Source organism: Pseudomonas sp. S3_C06 (assembly GCF_054667675.1).
The window spans coordinates 4,968,151-4,987,573 of the sequence record NZ_CP162747.1; the positions used below are offsets into that span (position 1 = coordinate 4,968,151).

The window sequence follows — 19,423 nt, forward strand, 5'->3', positions numbered from 1 at the left end:
TCGCTTGGTTGTTATTCTTCAGGTTTGAAGCCAGGTTTTCCGTTGGCAGCGCGCCATTGTTTTATCGCTGTCAGCACACCAGTAGGGCTGTCTTCGACACCGTCTTCAGGATAATACAAAATATTTGTCCCATTGGGATGCTGCGATGTATCCACAATGTTATCGACTATCGCGTCGTGTTCTTTTTCTGAGGAGTAATTTCCCTCAAATAATCTGTTGATAAGGCTCGCATATTCCGACTCTGTGTACTCTTCAAGTTTGCTTTTTAGTTTGATCATGGAGTCTCGCCTTTTTTGGAATGTGCATCGATATGCTGCTTCGGTGTTAATAGGGTCAGGTTGGATATATCGTAGACTGAGCCACCCTCATTTATCGGATTGATATGGTGGATTTCAAATTTTCTTCTCTTGCCAATGTGTTCTGCAATGTCTGCACTTGGTGACAGGCCTTTGCTCATATCAATTTTGTTAATTTTAGTGAACTGATTGGCTAAGGATTTTTCGTTTGCTACGGCCTTCCAAAACGCCTTTCGAAAAGCCCTGAAACTCGAAAACTCCCGTCCTCTCAGCTTATCCGCGATCTGCATCGGAATAGGTGCACCTTGCGGTGTCGCAGCGGCCCCCAACCAATTGCCCGAAACCGGTTGTCCGATACCGCTGGCAAAGCCGGGATCCTGCCGCCGATCCCTGAACATCGTGAAAATCGGCTGGATTCCGGAGTCGACCGGAAAGACCGTGATCCATCCACCAAAACCATACAGATCCATCTCGGGAAATGGATCGATCCGTCCGCTGTCGGGTGTGACATTCGCGCCTTCATAGATTGGCAAGTCTGGATCGGCGACAGGTAATTGCGTCGAAGGATTTGGCGGTTCCAGCAACGGCGTCCAAGTGATTACAGGGCCTTTGGCGTCGGTTGCAGAGGCGGAGGAAACGTAAACGTTTTTAAGTGCGTCAAACCGCGCTGATACAACCGGCACTTTGCTGGGCACAGTCACTCCATCGGTGCTGACGACAACCACTTCGACTTTGTTGCCTATCGTCCTTGAGCCAAGCCTGACCGGCAGATCGACGTCTGCGCCTATCCTTGCCAGTTCGTAGAGATCGTCCTCCAGATCAGGAGCAAGGTCGGACAGTGGCACGCTTGCAGCAAACAGATCGCCGTTGCCCAGCTCGGAGGGAACGAGCAAAGCGGCAAATCCCACTAGCACCGGGACTGCGCTGGTCGAAATCGCTGCAATCGCGATGGTGACGGCCGAGCGCAGTGACGTTCTGAGTGCTTGTGTGGTTACCGAGTTGTGGCTTATCGCGCCGAGTGTTCCCGAGAACGCGGGGCCGAACGCCGCGTGGGAACCGAAATAGGCGAATTCAGGACTATTCCAGCGTGCTTGTGTCTGCGTGTGCCAATGGGCGTGCATGCGTGCTTGCTCAGCACGCTGCTGGGCCTCTGCCTTGGCTTGCTTGCTTGCGCGCTTGCCGCTGGCGTTTACTTTTTGCCGCTCTTGCGGCTTTTTGCTGTTGTTCAAGGCGAGCCTTTTCAATCTCCAGTTGCTTTTCCTGTTCTATGCGCAACCTTTGCACTTCAGCCTGACGTTCCGCCAATGCCGTCAATTTTGCCTGTTCAGAGGCTAATTGCCGTGCAGCAGCTTCGGCAGCGATTCGTGCTTGCTCGGCTGCCTGCCGCTGAGCCTGTGCGAGCGCAGCGAGCCGTGCTTGTTCGCGAGCCCGAACTTGCTCCTGTTCTAGGCGTGCCGCTTCGGCCAATTCTCTCTGGCGGTTTTGTTCGGCGGCGATGCGAGCATTTTCGCCAGCCACGCGCTGGGCCTCTGCCGCTGCCGCTTGTGCCTGATCATTGCCCTGCACAGCAGCCAGCCACCTGTGCACATCGATTTGCTGTTGATTAAGCAGATGAATGGTTTGCAACAGTAAATTTGCTTCGTGTGCCGCCCTCTACGATACGACCCAGGCATCAGCAATACCCAGAACATAAGTTCGTCTGCTGTGGCTGACTTTTACGTAATAGTCATGAAAGTTTTTATTAAGCGGGGAGTCCCCAAAAAACTGATTGGCTACTGCTGTTTTCTGATGATACTCGGCTGTTTTTCTGGCGATTAACGTGTGGCGAACTTGCAGCTCCCGCATGATCGCCTGCGCGGGAGGAAGCGGGTGAGTGGTGCCTTCCAGGCGTGTCGCGGCCAGCTCCTGTTCAATTGAATGGGGCATTTGCTCTGTGCGAGTTTTAAACTCGTGAGTGATTTGCGCCGTGTGGTCGTTAAATTCAGCAATATTGGCTCGAGTGGCGCTGACCGAATCGAACGCTCCGCTGTTCGGAATGTTCGTAATAGTCGCAGGTGTTATGGGTATTCCGGCGGGTGCTATTGCCGTTGTATGGACAGCTTCGGTCAATTCCCATGGTGGAGGCTTTTGCATATTCATATCCTTTTGAATGTGCGCGATAAGTCGCCGGCAAGTCAGTGCGGCCAATAGTGACGTCCATGTCACCGGCGAGTGTTTGAGGCGTTTCAAGTTACAACAGATTTCAGGTTGCAAAATCTGAGAACTTCGTAAGTAAACAGGTTTTGTTTTGGAAGAACTTTCCAGGACTTTCAATTTGTCGGTCATCGTTCTCCTGCGAACAGAGAAACGTCCGACATTGTTCTCGGAAGTTTTTCGCTGAGTGAGGCGTTTAACTTTTCATCAGGCATAAAAAAGGCCGCTGCAAACGCAGCGGCCAAGGTAAGACGTTGGATCAAGGAGCTACAAATCAACGTCAGTGAACACCGGGGCGATAAACCGAACTTTCGATTTATCTGAAATCTGTTGCCAATCGCTTCAGTCATTCAGCGGAGTTGGCTTCGTGCGTTACGGCGTGTCCCGTGAAAGCGCGTTCAGAATAAGGTCTTCAGCGCGTAGGAAAAATACCGATTCCGGACATGCACTGTTGCGGGGCATGCAACAGTCCCACGAACCCATGCGCACCATGCGTGGCACTGATGATCGTTCATCCAGCCGATCCATGAGCGGCGCAAAGCCCCGTCCCGCAAGGCCATTCATCCTTTCGAGCGACAATACGAATACCTCCTTGGTGCGCTTATCGACGCGGTTGCCCGGCAGTAGGGTGGGGCCTTCTGTCACTCACCGGGGAAGACGCATGACAAAAACAACAATGCGCGCCATCTTCACACCGCAGGCGCTGGCAGCCGCGGTGGCTTTGGGTTGCTGCGCCCAGGCGCAAGCGGTTGCGTTCAACATTGGTGAAATCGAGGGCACCTTCGACTCGTCGCTGTCGATCGGTGCGAGTTGGGGCATGCGCGATGCCGACAAGTCGCTGGTCGGCACGGTCAATGGTGGTACCGGGCAATCTTCGACCGGTGATGACGGGCGTTTGAATTTCAAGAAGGGCGAGACCTTCTCGAAAATCTTCAAAGGTATTCACGATCTCGAACTCAAATACGGCGACACCGGCGTCTTCGTACGTGGCAAGTACTGGTATGACTTCGAGCTGAAGGACGAAGATCGCGAGTTCAAGCCGATCAGCGACAGCGGCCGCAAGGAAGGCGCGAAATCTTCCGGCGCGCAGATCCTTGATGCATTCGTCTATCACAACTATTCCATCGCCGATCTGCCGGGCACCGTGCGCGCGGGCAAGCAGGTCGTGAGCTGGGGCGAAAGTACCTTCATCGGTAACTCGATCAACAGCATCAACCCGATCGACGTTTCGGCGTTTCGTCGTCCCGGTGCGGAGATCAAGGAAGGCCTGATTCCGGTCAACATGCTGTTTGGCTCGCAAGGCCTGACCGATCAACTGACCGTTGAAGGTTTCTACCAGTTGGAGTGGGACCAGACCGTTCTCGACAACTGCGGCACCTTTTTCGGAGTCGACGTCGCGGCGGACGGTTGCAACAACGGCTACACCGTCGGTAACCCGGCGATCGCGCCGCTGGTGCCGTTGACCACCGCGTTCGGGCAAGGCATTCAAGTGACTCGCGAAGGTGTGGTGATCCCCCGTGGCGGCGACCGCGATGCGCGGGATTCCGGGCAGTGGGGCACGGCATTGCGCTGGCTCGGGGACGACACCGAATACGGTCTCTACTTCATGAATTACCACAGCCGCACGCCGACGGTTGGCACTACGACGGCCGGTCTTTCGACATTGGCAGCATTGCCGGGCATGGTCGGCATCGCCAATGGCCTGGCCCCCGGCAGCGGTTCCGGTCTGGCCCAGAGTGTGATGCTCGGACGCGGCCAGTACTACCTCGAATACCCGGAAGACATTCGTCTGTACGGCGCGAGTTTCTCCACCACGCTACCCACCGGCACCGCGTGGACCGGTGAGATCAGCTATCGGCCCAACGCTCCGGTTCAGGTCAACACCAATGACCTGACGCTGGCGCTGCTCAACCCGATTGCCGGTGGTACGGCTTCGCCACTTTCGACGTCGCCGGGTGCGGACAACAAAGGCTATCGGCGCAAAGAAGTCACGCAGATCCAGAGCACGCTCACGCACTTCTTCGATCAGGTCTGGGGCGCTCAACGGTTGACCCTGGTCGGAGAAGCCGCGGTGGTGAGGGTCGGCGGCCTGGAGTCGCGCAACAAGCTGCGTTATGGCCGCGACTCGGTTTACGGGCAGTACGGTTTTGGCGGCGACACCGACGGTTTCGTGACCTCGACCTCGTGGGGCTATCGCGCCCGGGCGATCCTCGATTACGCCAACGTGATCGGCGGGATCAACCTCAAACCCAACCTGTCGTGGTCGCATGACGTCGCCGGTTATGGCCCCAACGGCCTGTTCAACGAAGGCGCGAAAGCGATCAGCGTCGGCGTCGATGCCGACTACCGCAACACCTACACCGCGAGCCTCAGTTACACCGACTTTTTCGGTGGCGACTACAACGTCCTCGAAGACCGTGACTTCGTGGCCCTGAGCTTCGGCGTGAACTTCTGATCTGCCCGAGAAGGATGACTGCAATGCGCAAAATGATTCTGCAATGTGGCGTGCTGGCCGTGAGTCTGCTGGCGGCCAACGTGATGGCGGCGGTGTCGCCGGATGAGGCCAACAAGCTCGGCACCAGCCTGACGCCGCTCGGTGCCGAGAAGGCCGGTAACGCCGATGGCTCTATCCCGGCATGGACCGGCGGCATCCCGAAAAATGCTGCAGCGGTGGACAGCAAAGGCTTTCTCGCTGACCCGTTCGCCAATGAAAAACCGTTGTTCACCATCACCGCGGCCAACGTCGACAAGTACAAGGACAAGCTTTCCGATGGCCAGGTAGCGATGTTCAAGCGCTATCCGGAAACCTACAGGATCCCGGTCTATCCGACTCACCGCACCGTCGCCGCACCGTCGGAAATCTACGAATCGGCCAAGCGCAGTGCGCTCAACGTGACCACCATCAACGACGGTAACGGCCTGGCCAATTTCACCGGCAATCGCTATTACGCCTTTCCGATACCGAAGAACGGCGTCGAGGTGTTGTGGAACCACATCACCCGTTACCACGGCGGCAACGTCAAACGCATCATCACTCAGGTGACCCCGCAGACCAACGGCAGCTATACGCCGATCCGCTTCGAAGAAGAGATCGCCGTGCCGCAACTTATCAAGGATATCGATCCGGAAAAAGCCGCCAACGTGCTGACCTTTTTCAAGCAGTCGGTGACCGCGCCAGCGCGTCTGGCCGGTAACGTGTTGCTGGTACACGAGACCCTCGATCAGGTGAAGGAACCGCGCCTGGCGTGGATCTACAACGCCGGTCAGCGCCGCGTGCGTCGTGCGCCGCAAGTAGCCTATGACGGTCCGGGCACTGCTGCCGATGGCCTGCGCACTTCGGACAACTTCGACATGTTCTCCGGTGCACCGGATCGCTACGACTGGAAACTGGTCGGCAAGAAGGAAATGTACATCCCGTACAACAGCTACAAACTCGATTCGCCGAAGCTCAAGTACGACGACATCGTCAAGGCCGGGCACATCAATCAGGATCTGACGCGCTATGAGTTGCACCGGGTCTGGGAAGTGATCGGCACCGTCAAACCGAATGAGCGGCATATCTACGCCAAACGCCACATGTATATCGACGAGGACAGTTGGCAGGTTGCACTGGCCGACCACTACGACGGTCGCGGTCAACTCTGGCGCGTAGCCGAAGGCCACTCTGAATATCACTACGAGCATCAGGCACAGGCATACACACTGGAAGCGCTCTACGACATCATTGCCGGTCGCTACATTGCCTTGGGGATGAAGAACGAAGAGAAGCACAGTTACGAATTCGGCTTCGAAGCCAAGGCTGCCGACTACACGCCAGCGGCCTTGCGTGCAGAGGGTGTGCGGTAACGGTTCTGATACATCAGTTGCACAAAAGGCGACCGCTCGGTCGCCTTTTTTATGGACGCCAATCAGCGCGCTGAATACTCGTCAACAAGCGCGCGGGAGAGGGCTAGGGTGAGCGCACAACGATAAGAAGGCTCACTCGATGACTGCCATGACCCCGTGCCTGGATCGACCCGGATTTTTGCCCAGACTTTCTTCACATCATCAGCTTCGCAGTCGCTTGAGTGCGCCTCTTCTGGCTTCGAACGCGCGGGTCAGGCTGTTGTGCGCACCCGCTGGCAGTGGCAAAACCGCACTGCTCAGCGAATGTTTTCTGCAGGTGCGTGCAGACTGCGAGACGATTTGGCTGCCGCTGGCGGGAGCAGCGCTCAGCCGCGAGGAGTTTTGCCTGCGTCTGACTCGGGCGCTCGGACTGATCGAAGACCTTGACGCTACGCAACTGATGGCGCAGCTGGCACGTTGGTCCAGAACGACTTCGCTGTTTATCGACGATTACAGTCGTCTGCCGGATCCGGCTCTGGATGCTTTACTGGATCGTTTGTTGGCGGTCAGCAGCCCGGCGCTCACCTGGTGGATCAGCACTCGCCGCCGGCCGCAGTGCAACTGGCCGCGCCTGTTGCTCGATGACGAACTCTACGAATCCGAGCGCGCCAGCCTGGCACTGACCCACGATGAGGTTGTACCGGTGTTGCGCCATTTACCGCCAGACCAGGCGGACCGTGTCGCCGCCCGTATCATCCAGCGTACCGGCGGCTGGTGCGCGGGTGCGCGCATGGCGCTCCTGCAAAAATGCGTCTGGTCGCAAAACCTGCAGCCACAACAGCGTGTCGACACCCTGCTCGACTATCTGCAGCACGAACTCTTCAGCAACCTGACGCCAGAGCAGGATGAGGCATGGCGTGTTCTGGCTCACCTGCCACGGTTCAACGCGCCATTATGCGAGCATTTGTTCGGCCCCGGCGAAGGCGCACAGCTATTGCATGATCTGCAAGTGCTGGGCTGCTTTATCGAGCCTTGGCAGGAGTCCGCCGATTGGCTGCAGGTCTTTCGCCCGCTGTCGCGAATCATGCAGGAGTCGCATTGGCCGTGTGCGCGTTCGTGGCACCGGCGCGCCTGTCAGTGGTTCACTGCGGTGCAGGATTGGCGAGCAGCGTTCGAACAAGCGTTGTTGGCCGAAGAGTACGAAACGGCCGTAAGCCTGTTGCAGCATTTGAGCTTCGAGGATTTGCTGGAAGACCAGACGGTCGTCCTGCTGTTGCGCTTGCATGAGCAGCAAAGCCGCGAGCTGACCTTGATGACACCGCAATTGATCGGGCTGGTCACCGGGGCATTACTGTTCGCCGGCCGATTCGAACAGGCCGCGCAATGCATGGCCCATCTCGTCCGCTTCATGCCACAGCCGACGGGACATCTGGAGCAGCAACTGCTGGCACGTTGGCAGGCGCAACAAGGTTGGCTCTGCCACTTGCAGGGGCAAATGGAGCCGGCGCGCGCCTGTTTTCAGGAGGCATTGTCAGCCCTGACCGACGATGCCTGGCAGGCCCGTCTGATGTGTCTGTCGGGACTGACGCAGCAGGCGTTATTGTGCGGTGAACTCGATCAGGCCCATGCCCTCAACCGCGAGGCGCTGTGCCTGGCGCGCGCGCATGGCTCCTTGTTGTTCGAAGGGTTGCTCGAGCTTGATCATGCGCAATGGCTCGAGCAGCGAGGAGCGCCCGTGCGTGCCGAAAGTCTGCTGGTGGACATTGAGCATTTGCTGCGCCAGCGCACCCTGGTGCCCACGCCGCTGCTGGGCCGAATTGCCCTGCGACGAGGACGGCTGGCGCTGTGCATGGGGCTTGAAGAGCAGGCTGCGGATCTGTTCAGCCGAGGCCTTGAAGATTGCTTGCGCAGTGCAGACAAGCGGGTCTTGTATGGCTACCTCGGGCAGGCTCAATTGGCCGGCAATCGAGGCGATTATGCCTGCGCTTTCGAGCGCCTGCGCGAGGCCGAAAGGGTCATGCAGCAGCGGCAGATTCCCGATACGGTCTATCGCGGTGTCGTGCTTCAGGTCAGCAGCCAGTTCTGGTTGCAGCAGGGGCGACCGCAATTGGTGCAAGAGGCGTTGGGCCGGCTGTTACGGCATTACCGTGGACCCTCTGCACTCCAGGCGCCGCCCGCGACATTCGAGCTGATTATCCGCATTGAATACCTGCTGGCCTGCGCGCATACGCAGTTGAATCCGGATGAAAACTGTCTGCCAACCATTGAACGATTGCTGAATCAGGCCCAGGCCAGAGGCATGTTGACGGCGGAAACGGAGTTGCTGCTCGCCTTCGCCCAGTTGGCCGAATCGAACGGTGACACGGAGGCGGCGCAGCAAGCTTTCCAGCGTGCCGGAATGCTGGTGGAACGCTGCCAATTGCAGCACGCCATGCGGGAGTGGGAATTACGCCGAGGCAGTCTCGGAGCGGTGCCTGCCAAGCAGTTTCCTGCCAGGCAATGCGATAACCGTGATCTGACGTCGGGCCTCAGCCGGCGTGAGCGTGAAGTGCTGATGTTGATTGCTCAAGGTGCTTCGAATCAGCAAGTTGCAGAACAACTTTTTATTTCGTTGCATACAGTAAAAACACATGCGAGACGGATTAACGGAAAGTTGGGTGTGGAGCGCAGAACTCAGGCTGTGGCAAAAGCAAAGTTTATGGGGATATTGGTTTAGTGTTGTGATTTTCTTATGGTGTCAATGGTTGTGGTTGTTTGTTGGCATGTTTTGTAAATTGTTCGAGCTTCATGTTGATTAAAAAAGAAACTACCTTGCGACCCTCTGTGTGGCTGCACTCGCAGCTCTGGATAGTCAAGTAAGGAGATGTTGTGGCTAAGTTATTTAAAAGTTTGATGCGTGGTTCGTTGGGTGAACAAGTTACGTGGGCTGAAGAGTGGGAAAAGGCAAGCCAGGCAAAAGCAGGTCTATTCAGGATCATCGACGCCATGCCAAGCGTGCTGGATATTCTTCGCAACATGCTTGAAAGTGAATTAAAGCGTTTGGGTAAAACAGTCGATATCGACAAAGTCTATGTCAATACGGATCCTGCTTTCCCCGCCAATGAAAATCGACCTTCGGGCACTCTTTGGGACGTCACTGTTCATTGTCTGAATAATAACGTCAGCCCCGCTTACATAATGGGCGGCGATGGCGTTTTTTTTCTGCCGGACACGTTCAGTGAGCAATTCAAAGTCAATGTTCTGAATACGCTTATTGTCGAAGACCTGATCGCTGCTGTAGCTGCCGGACTGGAAAAAACGTTGCGAACCGAGATCGCAAAGTTCTGGGCGGCGCCAGCGAAAACCATTCGCCGGGACACTGCACCGCTGTCGAATAAGCAAACTTTCATCGAAGCGTACGCCGTAGTCACGAGTGCAGAGCTGTCCCTGTCAGTCATGGCCCGGATTTTTGATGCCCGGTTGGGTGAGCGATTCGCCCATCTGCTCGACGCAAACGCCGGTCGCGCAGTGTTCGAAGTGAAGTTGCAACCGGCGCAGGATTACCTTCTGTCGCTCCTGCCCTGTTTCGTTCTGGACAACGCCGAGCGTCCGGACGCAGAAATGCGGCTAGTCAACGAGTCGACCTCTTACCTCATGCACACGCCGGAAAACGGCTTCGAGTTCTTTGAAAAAAATACCGAGCTGCACAGCAAACTACAGCAGCGGCTGTCTTTGGGTAGCGACCAGATCCGATACCTGAAAGCCACACAAAGTCCTCACGCCTTCTGCGTAGAGACGCACCTCAAGGGCCAGCTGGAAAGCGTGTCATCCTTGCTCGGTGGCCGGGAACAACTGGAAAGTCCGCTCACCTCCGTGCTGCAGGAGAATCAAGGCTTGCACGTGCTGCGCTACGGTATCAACACTCGCTTCTATCTGCTTTGGGCTGCATTGAAACGCACCGACTGGCCGCTTTGGCTCCATGCCGCCGGTAGCGATATTCAACAGCGATACAAGGAGCTTGAGGAATCCAGGGATGAATACCAGACTGCTTATTCAACCGTCTTCGATGCGTACTTTTCGTTTAAGGATTATGTGGTGCGTACGTTCGCCGAATGGGCGGACAGGACGCTCGGGGAACAGCTTGATCCAGAAACAATTAGTGTCCATAGCTCGTACACCCTGCAAATTGCCGGACGTACTGTCGAACAGGAAGACACCCGAACGCTGACGGAATTTCTCGTTTTTGGACTGCATGACAATGGTTATAAAGCCACTCTGACTATCATTGGCGCTCCCGAGGGAAGTCGGCTGACGAGTATGGCGCTTGAGCAGTGGCTGGAAAATCGTAACCTGCGACTGGCATTTACCGGCGGCCTTGCATCCTCGCCCTCGGTTGATTACCAAGAGGCTTACCGCAACTACCTGTTCAGCCAGATAGCGTTTGCAGTTTTTGTTGCTCGCCACTCCGGAAAGCTGGACTCCACCGATGCGAATATCATCGCGCGAGCCATGGCCAATGACTCAACGGTGACTATTCAGGGATTGAGAATCAGATCACAAGTACCCGCGTTGAAAGATGTTCTGATCATTTCGGCCAGAGAATATGTACCGTCGCTGATGTTGGTGAAAACGCCTGGCGGTGAATTTGAACTGCAAAAATTTTCCGATGTTAATGCGGCGAACCGCTGGCTGGAGACAGCATTGTCCGCAGATCGTGAATACGCTGCATTGCTGATCCATCCAGACTACCTGCAAGAAGCAGGTAAGTTGCTCGGCAGCGATTCCAGACAGCTGAACTACCGCTACACGCTCGATGGCCGGCCGGTCGATCTTGGCCTGAATCTCAAGGCACCGTTGGCAGACTACGTAAATATCGCTTACCGAGCCGAAGTTGCCCTGCGCAAGGCCATTGCTCCGGCAAGTTATCGGGCGCTTGGTATCGAAGGCCGCAAGCGCTATTCGCGTCTGACAACCGAACTCAAGGCACTGTCTACGATTGATGCACGAGATAATGGTTTTCCGACATTCGAGCAGTTTACTTATGACTCGGTGAAAGCTCAGATAGAAGACATTTTACGTATTCGTGGGAGCAATGTTTCGGTCAACCCCGACCAGATCATTGTTCAAACCGAAGCGTTTCGTAAGAGCGTTACCGATGTTTTGCTCGAGGGACTCGCCTTTGAAGCGGTGCATCCGGCTTACGAAACTAAATTCAGCCCGAAATACTATTTGGTGAATGGTCATCCCAGCGTTGAAAAACTGGATATCCGAGACCTGTCCTCGCTGTCGAAAACTTTCCGTCCCGGCGACAGATATGCCGCGATGCTGAAAGCGCAATATCAGAACAAGGCTCATCCTGATTACGCGTTCAGGCGCGCAGTACACGCGCGAAGAATTCGCTGTGAAATGTACTGCGGTGCTTTGGCCGACTTTACCAATGGCAGACTGTCAATAGAGTCTTTCTCTGCTATCCAGCGGACTATCGATAATCTGAAAGAAAGTGGCGGCTATCAGTCAATTGTGGACAGCCTTACCGAAGGTGATGTCGGGCTGTATAAATTCAATATCGGTACGCTGGGTTTGACGACTGCCTGGGACCGCACGGTGGGCGGCGTTTATATTTTCCGGCTGAAGTTGTCTTCAGGGTTTCTCGATTTGCTCTATACGCCTGACGCGCCGGATCTGGTCAGCTTCCGGCCAATCGCTGAGTTCATTCCTTCGATTCGTTTTCGATACGGCCCGTTCCGGGACTACTACAGCCAGCGGGTACTGCTGGTCGACCAAAAGGTGATCAACGACTATTTCGACAATCTGGTCGCAACCGTCGATACCAAACCGGTTATTCGCACGCAGCAGCGTTCGTTATTGCCTGATCTGTTCACTTTCCATGACGAGCGAGTGCGCCGTGTATTGAGTGATATCGACGAACGCACCACCAGTCTCAATGAAATAATCGCCGGTCTTGTTTACGACAACCTGTTGAAGGCCGCGAACATCATAAGCCTGCTGGTGCCTCCCGTGGGCACTGTCGTGGTGGCTGTGCAGATGATGAAAAGCATCTACGACGCTTCGCAGTCGCACCGACGGGGTGATTACTCCGCTGCGCTTGGACATGTACGGGATGTATTGAGCGAACTGCTGACATTGGGTCAGGCTGCGGCGGCGGGCGCACCGGTTAAAGAACTTACTCGTGCGCAACGCTCGTTCCTCAGTTTGTTTGAAGACGCTCGGACAGTCGCGGAACTCGTTACGTATTACACCGGCCACCAGGACCCTCAGGATGAGCTGCTCGGTTTCTTCAAGTCACTGATGGAAGATGCTGGTTCCGCATTGAGCAAGACCACGGTTCGTTGAGCCGTTTCGAGCGCTCTTAGCCTGCGGATTTATCGTTCATATCCCATCCGCCAACTCACGGCCCGCGTCGCCGCCAGCAATCGCTGCGCCGCCGGGCCGTTTTCGTCGGCGTGGAACAGCGAGGTCGGGCCCACAATGGTCAGCACGGCGGCGACCTGGCCAACGGCGTTGAACACCGGGGCCGATAACGCATCCACACCCGGCATCAGCAAACCATGCACATGATGCAGACCGCGTTCGCGGATTTGTTCACACAGCGTCGTGTAGGCTTTTTCGTCTTTCAAAGGATGATCGACAGCGGCGATTTCCAGTTCGCGCAAATCGTCGGTTTCCCGAGGCGGCAGGTAGGCGCTGAAGACCAGTCCGGTCGATGAACTGAGCAGCGGCAGCACTGAACCCAATTGCGTCACCACCGTCACCGCGCGCACTGCAGGTTCGATGTGCACCACCGTTGCGCCCTGATTGCCCCACACCGCCAAAAAGCAGGTTTCGTTGAGTTCGTCGCGCAGTTCGGCCAGCGGCAGGGCGGCGACTTTCAGCACGTCCATACTGTTGAGTGCAGCCAGGCCGACACGCAGCGCTTCGCGGCCGAGACCGTAGTGGTTGGTCGCGGTGTTCTGCTCGGCAAAACCCGAGGCGATCAACGCTTGCAGATAGCGATGAACCTTGCTCGCCGGCATCTGCACATGTTCGGCCAGACGCGACAACGAAGTCGATGGCGACAACTCGGCCAAGGCCTTGAGGATGTCGGTGCCGACTTCGGCGGAGCGGACTTTCTGTTTGCCGTTGCTGTCGCTGGTTTTTTCCATGGTGCGGCCGGGTTCCGAAACGAATGGGCGTCTTTATAGCTTGACGCTGGATAGCGAGCAAATTACGTTATGCGTAATCGAATTACGATAATAACAACCCCGGCGTGCCGAAACCTCTGAGCCAGAGCGATGGGCCACTGCCGACTCCCTGTTCAGGAGGCTCCATGAACCTCGATTCAACCGCGCAGGCGCTGGCGTATCAGTCCGGTTTCGGCAACGAATTCAGCACTGAAGCGTTGCCCGGCGCGCTGCCCGTCGGCCAGAACTCCCCGCAAAAAGCCCCGTACGGCCTCTACACCGAATTATTTTCCGGCACCGCGTTCACCATGACCCGCAGTGAAGCGCGGCGCACCTGGATGTACCGCATTCAGCCGTCGGCCAATCATCCCGCATTCGTCAAACTGGAACGGCAACTGGCCGGTGGTCCGTTGGGTGAAGTGACGCCCAATCGCCTGCGCTGGAACCCGCTGGAGATTCCGGCCGAACCGACCGATTTCATCGACGGACTGGTGAGCATGGCCGCCAACGCCGGCGCGGAAAAACCGGCCGGCATCAGCATCTACAACTACGCCGCCAACCGTTCGATGGAGCGCGTGTTCTTCAATGCCGACGGCGAACTGCTGCTGGTGCCGCAACTCGGGCGTCTGCGCATCGCCACCGAACTGGGTGTGCTGGACGTGGCGCCGCTGGAAATCGTCGTACTGCCACGCGGGCTGAAATTTCGCGTAGAACTGCTCGACCCGCAAGCACGTGGCTATGTCGCCGAGAACCATGGCGCGCCGCTGCGCCTGCCGGATCTGGGGCCGATCGGCAGTAACGGTCTGGCCAATCCGCGCGACTTCCTGACCCCGGTCGCCGCTTACGAAAACCTGCAACAGCCGACCACGCTGGTGCAGAAATTCCTCGGCCAGTTGTGGGCTACCGAACTCAATCACTCGCCGCTCAACGTGGTCGCCTGGCACGGTAATAACGTGCCGTATAAATACGATCTGCGCCGCTTCAACACCATCGGCACGGTGAGCTTCGATCACCCGGACCCGTCGATCTTCACCGTGCTGACCTCGCCGACCAGCGTGCACGGTCTGGCCAACCTCGATTTCGTGATCTTCCCGCCGCGCTGGATGGTCGCCGAAAACACCTTCCGTCCGCCGTGGTTTCATCGCAACCTGATGAACGAGTTCATGGGCCTGATCCAGGGCGAATACGACGCCAAGGCTGAAGGTTTTGTGCCCGGCGGCGCGTCGCTGCACAGTTGCATGAGCGCTCACGGCCCGGATGGCGAGACCTGCACCAAAGCGATCAACGCTGAACTGAAACCGACCAAGATCGACAACACCATGGCCTTCATGTTCGAGACCAGCCAAGTGCTGCGCCCAAGCCGCTTCGCCCTCGACTGCCCGCAACTGCAATCCACTTACGACGCTTGCTGGGCCACGTTGCCCGCCACGTTCGACCCGACCCGGAGATAACCCATGACGCAGAATTCCATCACCCGCAGTTGGGTCGCTTCGGCCAACGACCACACCGATTTCCCGCTGCAGAACTTGCCGCTCGGCGTATTCAGCATCGCCGGTGCGCTGCCGCGCGCTGGCGTGGCGATTGGCGACCACATCTTCGATCTGCAAGTGGCGCTGGAGGCCGGGTTGTTTGACGGTGCCGCGCGCAGTGCCGTGGAAGCCATGCATGGCGGCCAGTTGAACGCGTTCTTCGAACTGGGCCGCGAGGCACGCGTTGCTTTGCGAGAGCGTCTGCTGGAACTGTTCAGCGAAGGCAGCACGCATCGCGGCAACATCGAAGCCCAAGGCGCGAAACTGCTGCCACTGGCCGCCGATTGCCAGTTGCATCTGCCGGCGCACATCAGCGATTACACCGATTTCTATGTCGGCATTGAACACGCACAAAACGTCGGCAAACTGTTCCGTCCGGATAACCCGCTGCTGCCGAACTACAAGCACGTGCCGATCGGTTATCACGGTCGCGCCTCCACTGTGCGTGCCTCGGGTACCGATGTGCGTCGCCCGAAAGGTCAGACCTTGCCGGCGGGTGCGAGCGAGCCGACGTTCGGCCCGTGCGCGCGCCTCGACTATGAGCTGGAACTGGGCATCTGGATCGGCCAGGGCAACGAGATGGGCGATTCGATCGCCATTGGTGATGCCGCTGATCACATCGCCGGTTTCTGCCTGCTCAACGATTGGTCGGCACGCGATATCCAGGCCTGGGAATACCAGCCGCTGGGGCCGTTCCTGTCGAAGAGTTTCATCACCAGTGTGTCGCCGTGGGTCGTCACTGCCGAAGCGCTGGAGCCATTCCGCACCGCGCAACCGAAGCGTCCTGAAGGCGATCCGCAGCCGCTGCCGTACCTGTTCGACAAGCGTGATCAGGACGGCGGTGCCTTCGACATCGAACTGGAAGTGCTGCTGCTCACTGAAGCCATGCGCGAGCAGAATCTGCCGGCCCATCGCCTGACCCTGAGCAACACCCGTTACATGTACTGGACCGTCGCGCAAATGGTCGCGCATCACAGCGTCAACGGATGCCAGTTGCAGGCCGGTGACCTGTTCGGTTCGGGCACTTTGTCCGGCCCGGAAAACGGCCAGTTCGGCAGCCTGCTGGAAATCACCGAGGGCGGTAAAAAACCGATCGAACTGGCCTCTGGCGAGGTGCGTAAATTCCTCGAGGACGGTGACGAAATCATTCTGCGCGCACGTTGTGCCCGTGATGGTTTTGCTTCGATCGGCTTCGGCGAGTGCCGCGGCAAAGTGCTGGCGGCGCGCTGACAGGAGCTGCTTATGGATCTTTATACCTATTACCGTTCGACCTCGTCGTATCGAGTACGAATCGCGCTGGCGCTGAAGGGGCTCGACTATCAGGCGTTGCCGATCAATCTGATCGCACCGCCGGGTGGCGAGCATCGGCAAGCGGCGTATCTGGCGATCAATCCGCAAGGCCGGGTGCCGGCCTTGCGCACTGACGAAGGTGAGTTGTTGATTCAGTCGCCGGCGATCATCGAATACCTGGAGGAACGTTATCCACAGCGGCCACTGTTGCCGGAGGACCTTGTCGCCCGTGCCCATGTGCGCGGCGTGGCGGCGGTGATCGGGTGCGATGTGCATCCGCTGCACAACGTCAGCGTGCTCAATCGCCTGCGCCAGTCGGGGCAGGACGAGCCGCAGGTGGTCGAGTGGATCAGTCACTGGATCAGCCAGGGGCTGGCGACGGTGGAACAGTTGATCGGTGACGAAGGCTTCTGTTTTGGCGAGTGGCCGTGCGTGGCTGATGTGTACCTGATTCCGCAGTTGTATGCGGCAGAGCGCTTCAATGTTTCGCTGGAGGCTTACCCGAAAATCCGCCGGGTCGCCGCACTGGCGGCTGAACATCCAGCGTTCATCAAGGCCCATCCTGCCAATCAACCAGACACCCCATAACCCTGTAGGAGTGAGCCTGCTCGCGATGAGGGAGTGTCAGTCACTCATGTTCTGACTGACCCACCGCTATCGCGAGCAGGCTCACTCCTACAAGGGAGTATCGCCATTCGCATAATCATAAAAACAAAACAGGTACCTTGCGATGCACAACCAGATTGCCAGCTTCCGCGCGGCACTCGACGCCCGTCCTGTGTCCCGCTATCAGTGGTTACTCTTGATCCTGCTCGCCTTGCTGTTGGTCACCGATGGCTATGACGCCCAAGTGCTCGGTTACGTGGTGCCCGCGCTGGCGCAGGACTGGGGCCTGGAAAAGTCGGCGTTCGGACCCGTTTTCAGCGCCAATCTGCTCGGTCTCACCCTTGGTTCACTGGCGGTCACGCCGCTGGCTGACCGCTTTGGCGTGCGACGGATCCTGCTCGCTTGCGTACTGATCTACGCCACGCTGACCGTGCTGATGGTCTTCGCCGACTCGCTCAATACGCTGATGATCGCGCGCTTCATCTGCGGCATCGGCATGGGCGGCGCGATGCCCAGTGCCATGGCGTTGATGTCGGAATACTCGCCACCGCGTTTACGCACCTTGATGGTGACGCTGGCGGCCTGTGGCTTTTCATTCGGTGGGGCAGCCGGTGGTTTCGTCGCCGCAGGGTTCATCGACCAATTCGGTTGGCAAGCGGTGTTTCTCGCCGGTGGCGTCACGCCGTTGCTGCTGTTTCCGTTTCTCTGGTGGATGCTGCCGGAGTCGTTGCCACGCCTGCTGCGTGATGCGCCGCCCTATGCGCGACTGCGCAAAGTCACCGCGCGCATGTTGCCGGATTGGCAACCGCCGGTGGCGACTGTCGAGCAGAACGAACGTGAGCAGGGCAGCAAACTGACCGTGGTCGAGTTGTTCCGCAACGGTTACGCACGGCCGACCTTGCTGATCTGGGCGACGTTCTTCGTCAGCCTGATTCTGCTGTATTTCATGATCAGCTGGCTGCCGACGCTGTTGCTGGAAAGCGGGTTGAAACTCAACGAAGCCAATCTGGTGACGTCGATGTTCCTCTTCGCCGGTACTTTGGGCGCGATTTGCATGGCCTGGTTCGCTGACCGCTTGAAGCGCAAAGTGCGTCTGTTGTCAGCGGTGCTGGCGGGCGCAGCGCTGTGCACGATTTTGCTCGGGCTCAATCACGACAACCCACGCTATCTGGTGGCCTGCGTTTTCGCCGCCGGCTTCTGCATCATCGGCGGGCAACTGACGTTAAATGCGTTCGCCAGTAATTTCTACCCGGCGCATGTACGTGCCACGGGCACCGGATGGGCATTGGGTGTGGGGCGGTTCGGTTCGATTCTCGGGCCGCTGTTCGGCAGCCTGCTGCTGGCGATGCACTTTCCGGTGGCGCAGATTTTTTTCTTCTGCGCGATCCCGGCGGTCATCGCCGCGTTGCTGATCATCCAGGTGCGCTCGCCCTCCGAAGGCAGTTCGGCAGTTGGAGTGGGGATGTCTGTCAAATCCTGAAGAGCAAAAGATCGCAGCCTTCGGCAGCTCCTACAGGGAAATACATAATTCAATGCAGGAGCTGCCGAAGGCTGCGATCTTTTGCTTTTAATGGACGACCGAGTTGGGCGGCAGGTGACCGAGGCGCTCGGTGAGGCGCAGGCGTTGAATCGGGTCATCGCTGAGCATCAGCGCATGCTCCAGATCGAAGCGCTCGGCATTCGGGCAGTCGAGCCGCTGATACAGACTGGCACGGGCCAGATAATCGGCGGCGCCAGCGTCACCCAGTTCGAGGACGCGCTCGGCGTCGATCAGCGCAGCAATAAAGTCATCATGGGTCAGGTGCAATTGGCGCAGGTTGCGCGACAGGCGCTGGAGCATCTGCTGCGGTGTGGCGGTCAGCAGATGCTCGGCGTTGAGCTTCATGTTCGGCCCGTACTGGCGCTGTAACAGCTCGCGACAATCATTGGGATACAAACGCCGGCCGCCACACGGATCAAGCAAGTGATCGGCACCGGGTACCCGCAACAGGAAGTGTCCGGGGAAGTTGACCCCGACCAGCGGAATTTCCAGACTGCGCGCCAGTTCCAGAGCAATCAGCGCCAATGCCAGCGGTTGTCCACGACGGGTCTGCAACACTTTGTGCAGCAACGCAGCCTGTGGGCGCAGCGGCAGAAAGTCGTCCTGTGCAAAGCCCAGATCGGTCATGCGGCGTAACAGGGGTTGTGCCAGTTCACTCACTGGCAGCATCGGCAAACCGTAACTGACCCGTTGCTGCAGATCCTTGAACTCCAGCAGCAGGGCTTCGGGATCGACCGCTTTTTCGTGCTCGGCCGCCATCCACAGCGCGGCTTCGAACAGCGCGGGCGGTGAACGGTGCAGGCATTCGAAAAAACGTTGACGCGCACTCATCGAAATCTCCGGGGAATGCCTCGTTTTAGCCCGGTCCGTGCCATTCGTCCAGTACCCCCGCTGCGCAGGTTTACGGTTATGCCGCAAAGCCGTGGTCTGCGCAGGCGCTTATTCCGGTGCGCTCCAGCAATTTTCAGGCGCAGGCCTATACTG

At 57.7% G+C, this 19,423-nt stretch carries 14 protein-coding genes; 8 read left to right on the plus strand and 6 right to left on the minus strand.

The window, feature by feature from the left end; all coding sequences use genetic code 11:
* Positions 1-11: 11 nt before the first annotated feature.
* Genes AB4N44_RS21985 through AB4N44_RS22000 form a run of 4 tightly spaced genes read right to left on the minus strand, consistent with a single transcriptional unit; the run spans position 12 to position 2,621 of the window.
* Positions 12-278 carry a bacteriocin immunity protein gene (locus AB4N44_RS21985; RefSeq protein ID WP_205125813.1) on the minus strand — a complete coding sequence of 89 codons (267 nt, stop codon included), beginning with the start codon at positions 276-278 and terminating at the stop codon, positions 12-14.
* A complete protein-coding gene (locus tag AB4N44_RS21990) occupies positions 275-1,525 on the minus strand; it encodes an S-type pyocin domain-containing protein (protein ID WP_460107524.1) in 1,251 nt (416 codons plus the stop codon). The genes AB4N44_RS21985 and AB4N44_RS21990 overlap by 4 nt, the downstream gene beginning before the upstream one ends.
* Positions 1,428-1,922 (minus strand): hypothetical protein, encoded by a 495-nt coding sequence (locus AB4N44_RS21995; RefSeq protein ID WP_460107521.1) that lies wholly within the window; start codon positions 1,920-1,922, stop codon positions 1,428-1,430. Before AB4N44_RS21995 ends, AB4N44_RS21990 begins: the two co-directional genes overlap by 98 nt.
* A gap of 27 nt (positions 1,923-1,949) precedes the next feature.
* Positions 1,950-2,621, minus strand: a complete 672-nt coding sequence (locus tag AB4N44_RS22000) for a hypothetical protein (RefSeq protein ID WP_460107519.1) — start codon at positions 2,619-2,621, stop codon at positions 1,950-1,952.
* Positions 2,622-3,150: 529 nt separating this feature from the next.
* Between AB4N44_RS22000 and AB4N44_RS22005 the strand changes: the two genes are divergently transcribed.
* From AB4N44_RS22005 to AB4N44_RS22020, 4 genes are all read left to right on the plus strand, one after another.
* Entirely contained in the window at positions 3,151-4,944 is a 1,794-nt protein-coding gene (locus AB4N44_RS22005) for a DUF1302 domain-containing protein (RefSeq protein ID WP_127925868.1), read from the plus strand.
* A 23-nt stretch (positions 4,945-4,967) separates the two neighbouring features.
* Positions 4,968-6,335, plus strand: coding sequence for a DUF1329 domain-containing protein (locus AB4N44_RS22010; protein WP_150749539.1), 1,368 nt, complete (start codon positions 4,968-4,970; stop codon positions 6,333-6,335).
* Between the two features lie 139 nt (positions 6,336-6,474).
* The gene (locus tag AB4N44_RS22015) at positions 6,475-9,030 is read left to right on the plus strand and encodes a LuxR C-terminal-related transcriptional regulator (RefSeq protein WP_460107516.1); all 2,556 of its coding nucleotides are present in this window, start codon (positions 6,475-6,477) and stop codon (positions 9,028-9,030) included.
* Between the two features lie 152 nt (positions 9,031-9,182).
* Positions 9,183-12,647, plus strand: a complete 3,465-nt coding sequence (locus AB4N44_RS22020; RefSeq protein ID WP_460107514.1) for a dermonecrotic toxin domain-containing protein — start codon at positions 9,183-9,185, stop codon at positions 12,645-12,647.
* A gap of 29 nt (positions 12,648-12,676) precedes the next feature.
* Here the strand turns inward: AB4N44_RS22020 and AB4N44_RS22025 are convergent, their stop codons facing one another.
* A complete protein-coding gene (locus AB4N44_RS22025; protein WP_127925872.1) occupies positions 12,677-13,456 on the minus strand; it encodes an IclR family transcriptional regulator in 780 nt (259 codons plus the stop codon).
* Positions 13,457-13,620: 164 nt separating this feature from the next.
* Between AB4N44_RS22025 and hmgA the strand changes: the two genes are divergently transcribed.
* The 4 genes from hmgA to AB4N44_RS22045 all read left to right on the plus strand — a co-directional run bounded on the left by hmgA (position 13,621) and on the right by AB4N44_RS22045 (position 18,379).
* Positions 13,621-14,925: a homogentisate 1,2-dioxygenase gene (gene hmgA / locus AB4N44_RS22030; protein WP_460107512.1), complete on the plus strand. Its 1,305-nt coding sequence runs from the start codon at positions 13,621-13,623 to the stop codon at positions 14,923-14,925.
* 3 nt (positions 14,926-14,928) lie between these two features.
* Positions 14,929-16,233, plus strand: coding sequence for a fumarylacetoacetase (fahA, locus tag AB4N44_RS22035; protein WP_460107510.1), 1,305 nt, complete (start codon positions 14,929-14,931; stop codon positions 16,231-16,233).
* A 12-nt stretch (positions 16,234-16,245) separates the two neighbouring features.
* Positions 16,246-16,881 (plus strand): maleylacetoacetate isomerase, encoded by a 636-nt coding sequence (gene maiA, locus AB4N44_RS22040; protein ID WP_150749534.1) that lies wholly within the window; start codon positions 16,246-16,248, stop codon positions 16,879-16,881.
* 142 nt (positions 16,882-17,023) lie between these two features.
* A complete protein-coding gene (locus AB4N44_RS22045; protein ID WP_460158128.1) occupies positions 17,024-18,379 on the plus strand; it encodes an MFS transporter in 1,356 nt (451 codons plus the stop codon).
* An 87-nt stretch (positions 18,380-18,466) separates the two neighbouring features.
* Here AB4N44_RS22045 and AB4N44_RS22050 read toward each other — a convergent pair whose 3' ends face one another.
* Positions 18,467-19,270 (minus strand): SirB1 family protein, encoded by an 804-nt coding sequence (locus AB4N44_RS22050; RefSeq protein ID WP_127925877.1) that lies wholly within the window; start codon positions 19,268-19,270, stop codon positions 18,467-18,469.
* Between the last annotated feature and the right edge of the window lie 153 nt (positions 19,271-19,423).

Coding starts and splice junctions, on each gene's coding strand:
- AB4N44_RS21985 (WP_205125813.1), bottom strand. CDS start 278: ATGATCAAACTAAAAAGCAAACTTGAAGAGTACACAGAGTCGGAATAT.
- AB4N44_RS22000 (WP_460107519.1), bottom strand. CDS start 2,621: ATGACCGACAAATTGAAAGTCCTGGAAAGTTCTTCCAAAACAAAACCT.
- AB4N44_RS22005 (WP_127925868.1), top strand. CDS start 3,151: ATGACAAAAACAACAATGCGCGCCATCTTCACACCGCAGGCGCTGGCA.
- AB4N44_RS22010 (WP_150749539.1), top strand. CDS start 4,968: ATGCGCAAAATGATTCTGCAATGTGGCGTGCTGGCCGTGAGTCTGCTG.
- AB4N44_RS22015 (WP_460107516.1), top strand. CDS start 6,475: ATGACTGCCATGACCCCGTGCCTGGATCGACCCGGATTTTTGCCCAGA.
- AB4N44_RS22025 (WP_127925872.1), bottom strand. CDS start 13,456: ATGGAAAAAACCAGCGACAGCAACGGCAAACAGAAAGTCCGCTCCGCC.
- hmgA (WP_460107512.1), top strand. CDS start 13,621: ATGAACCTCGATTCAACCGCGCAGGCGCTGGCGTATCAGTCCGGTTTC.
- fahA (WP_460107510.1), top strand. CDS start 14,929: ATGACGCAGAATTCCATCACCCGCAGTTGGGTCGCTTCGGCCAACGAC.
- maiA (WP_150749534.1), top strand. CDS start 16,246: ATGGATCTTTATACCTATTACCGTTCGACCTCGTCGTATCGAGTACGA.
- AB4N44_RS22045 (WP_460158128.1), top strand. CDS start 17,024: ATGCACAACCAGATTGCCAGCTTCCGCGCGGCACTCGACGCCCGTCCT.
- AB4N44_RS22050 (WP_127925877.1), bottom strand. CDS start 19,270: ATGAGTGCGCGTCAACGTTTTTTCGAATGCCTGCACCGTTCACCGCCC.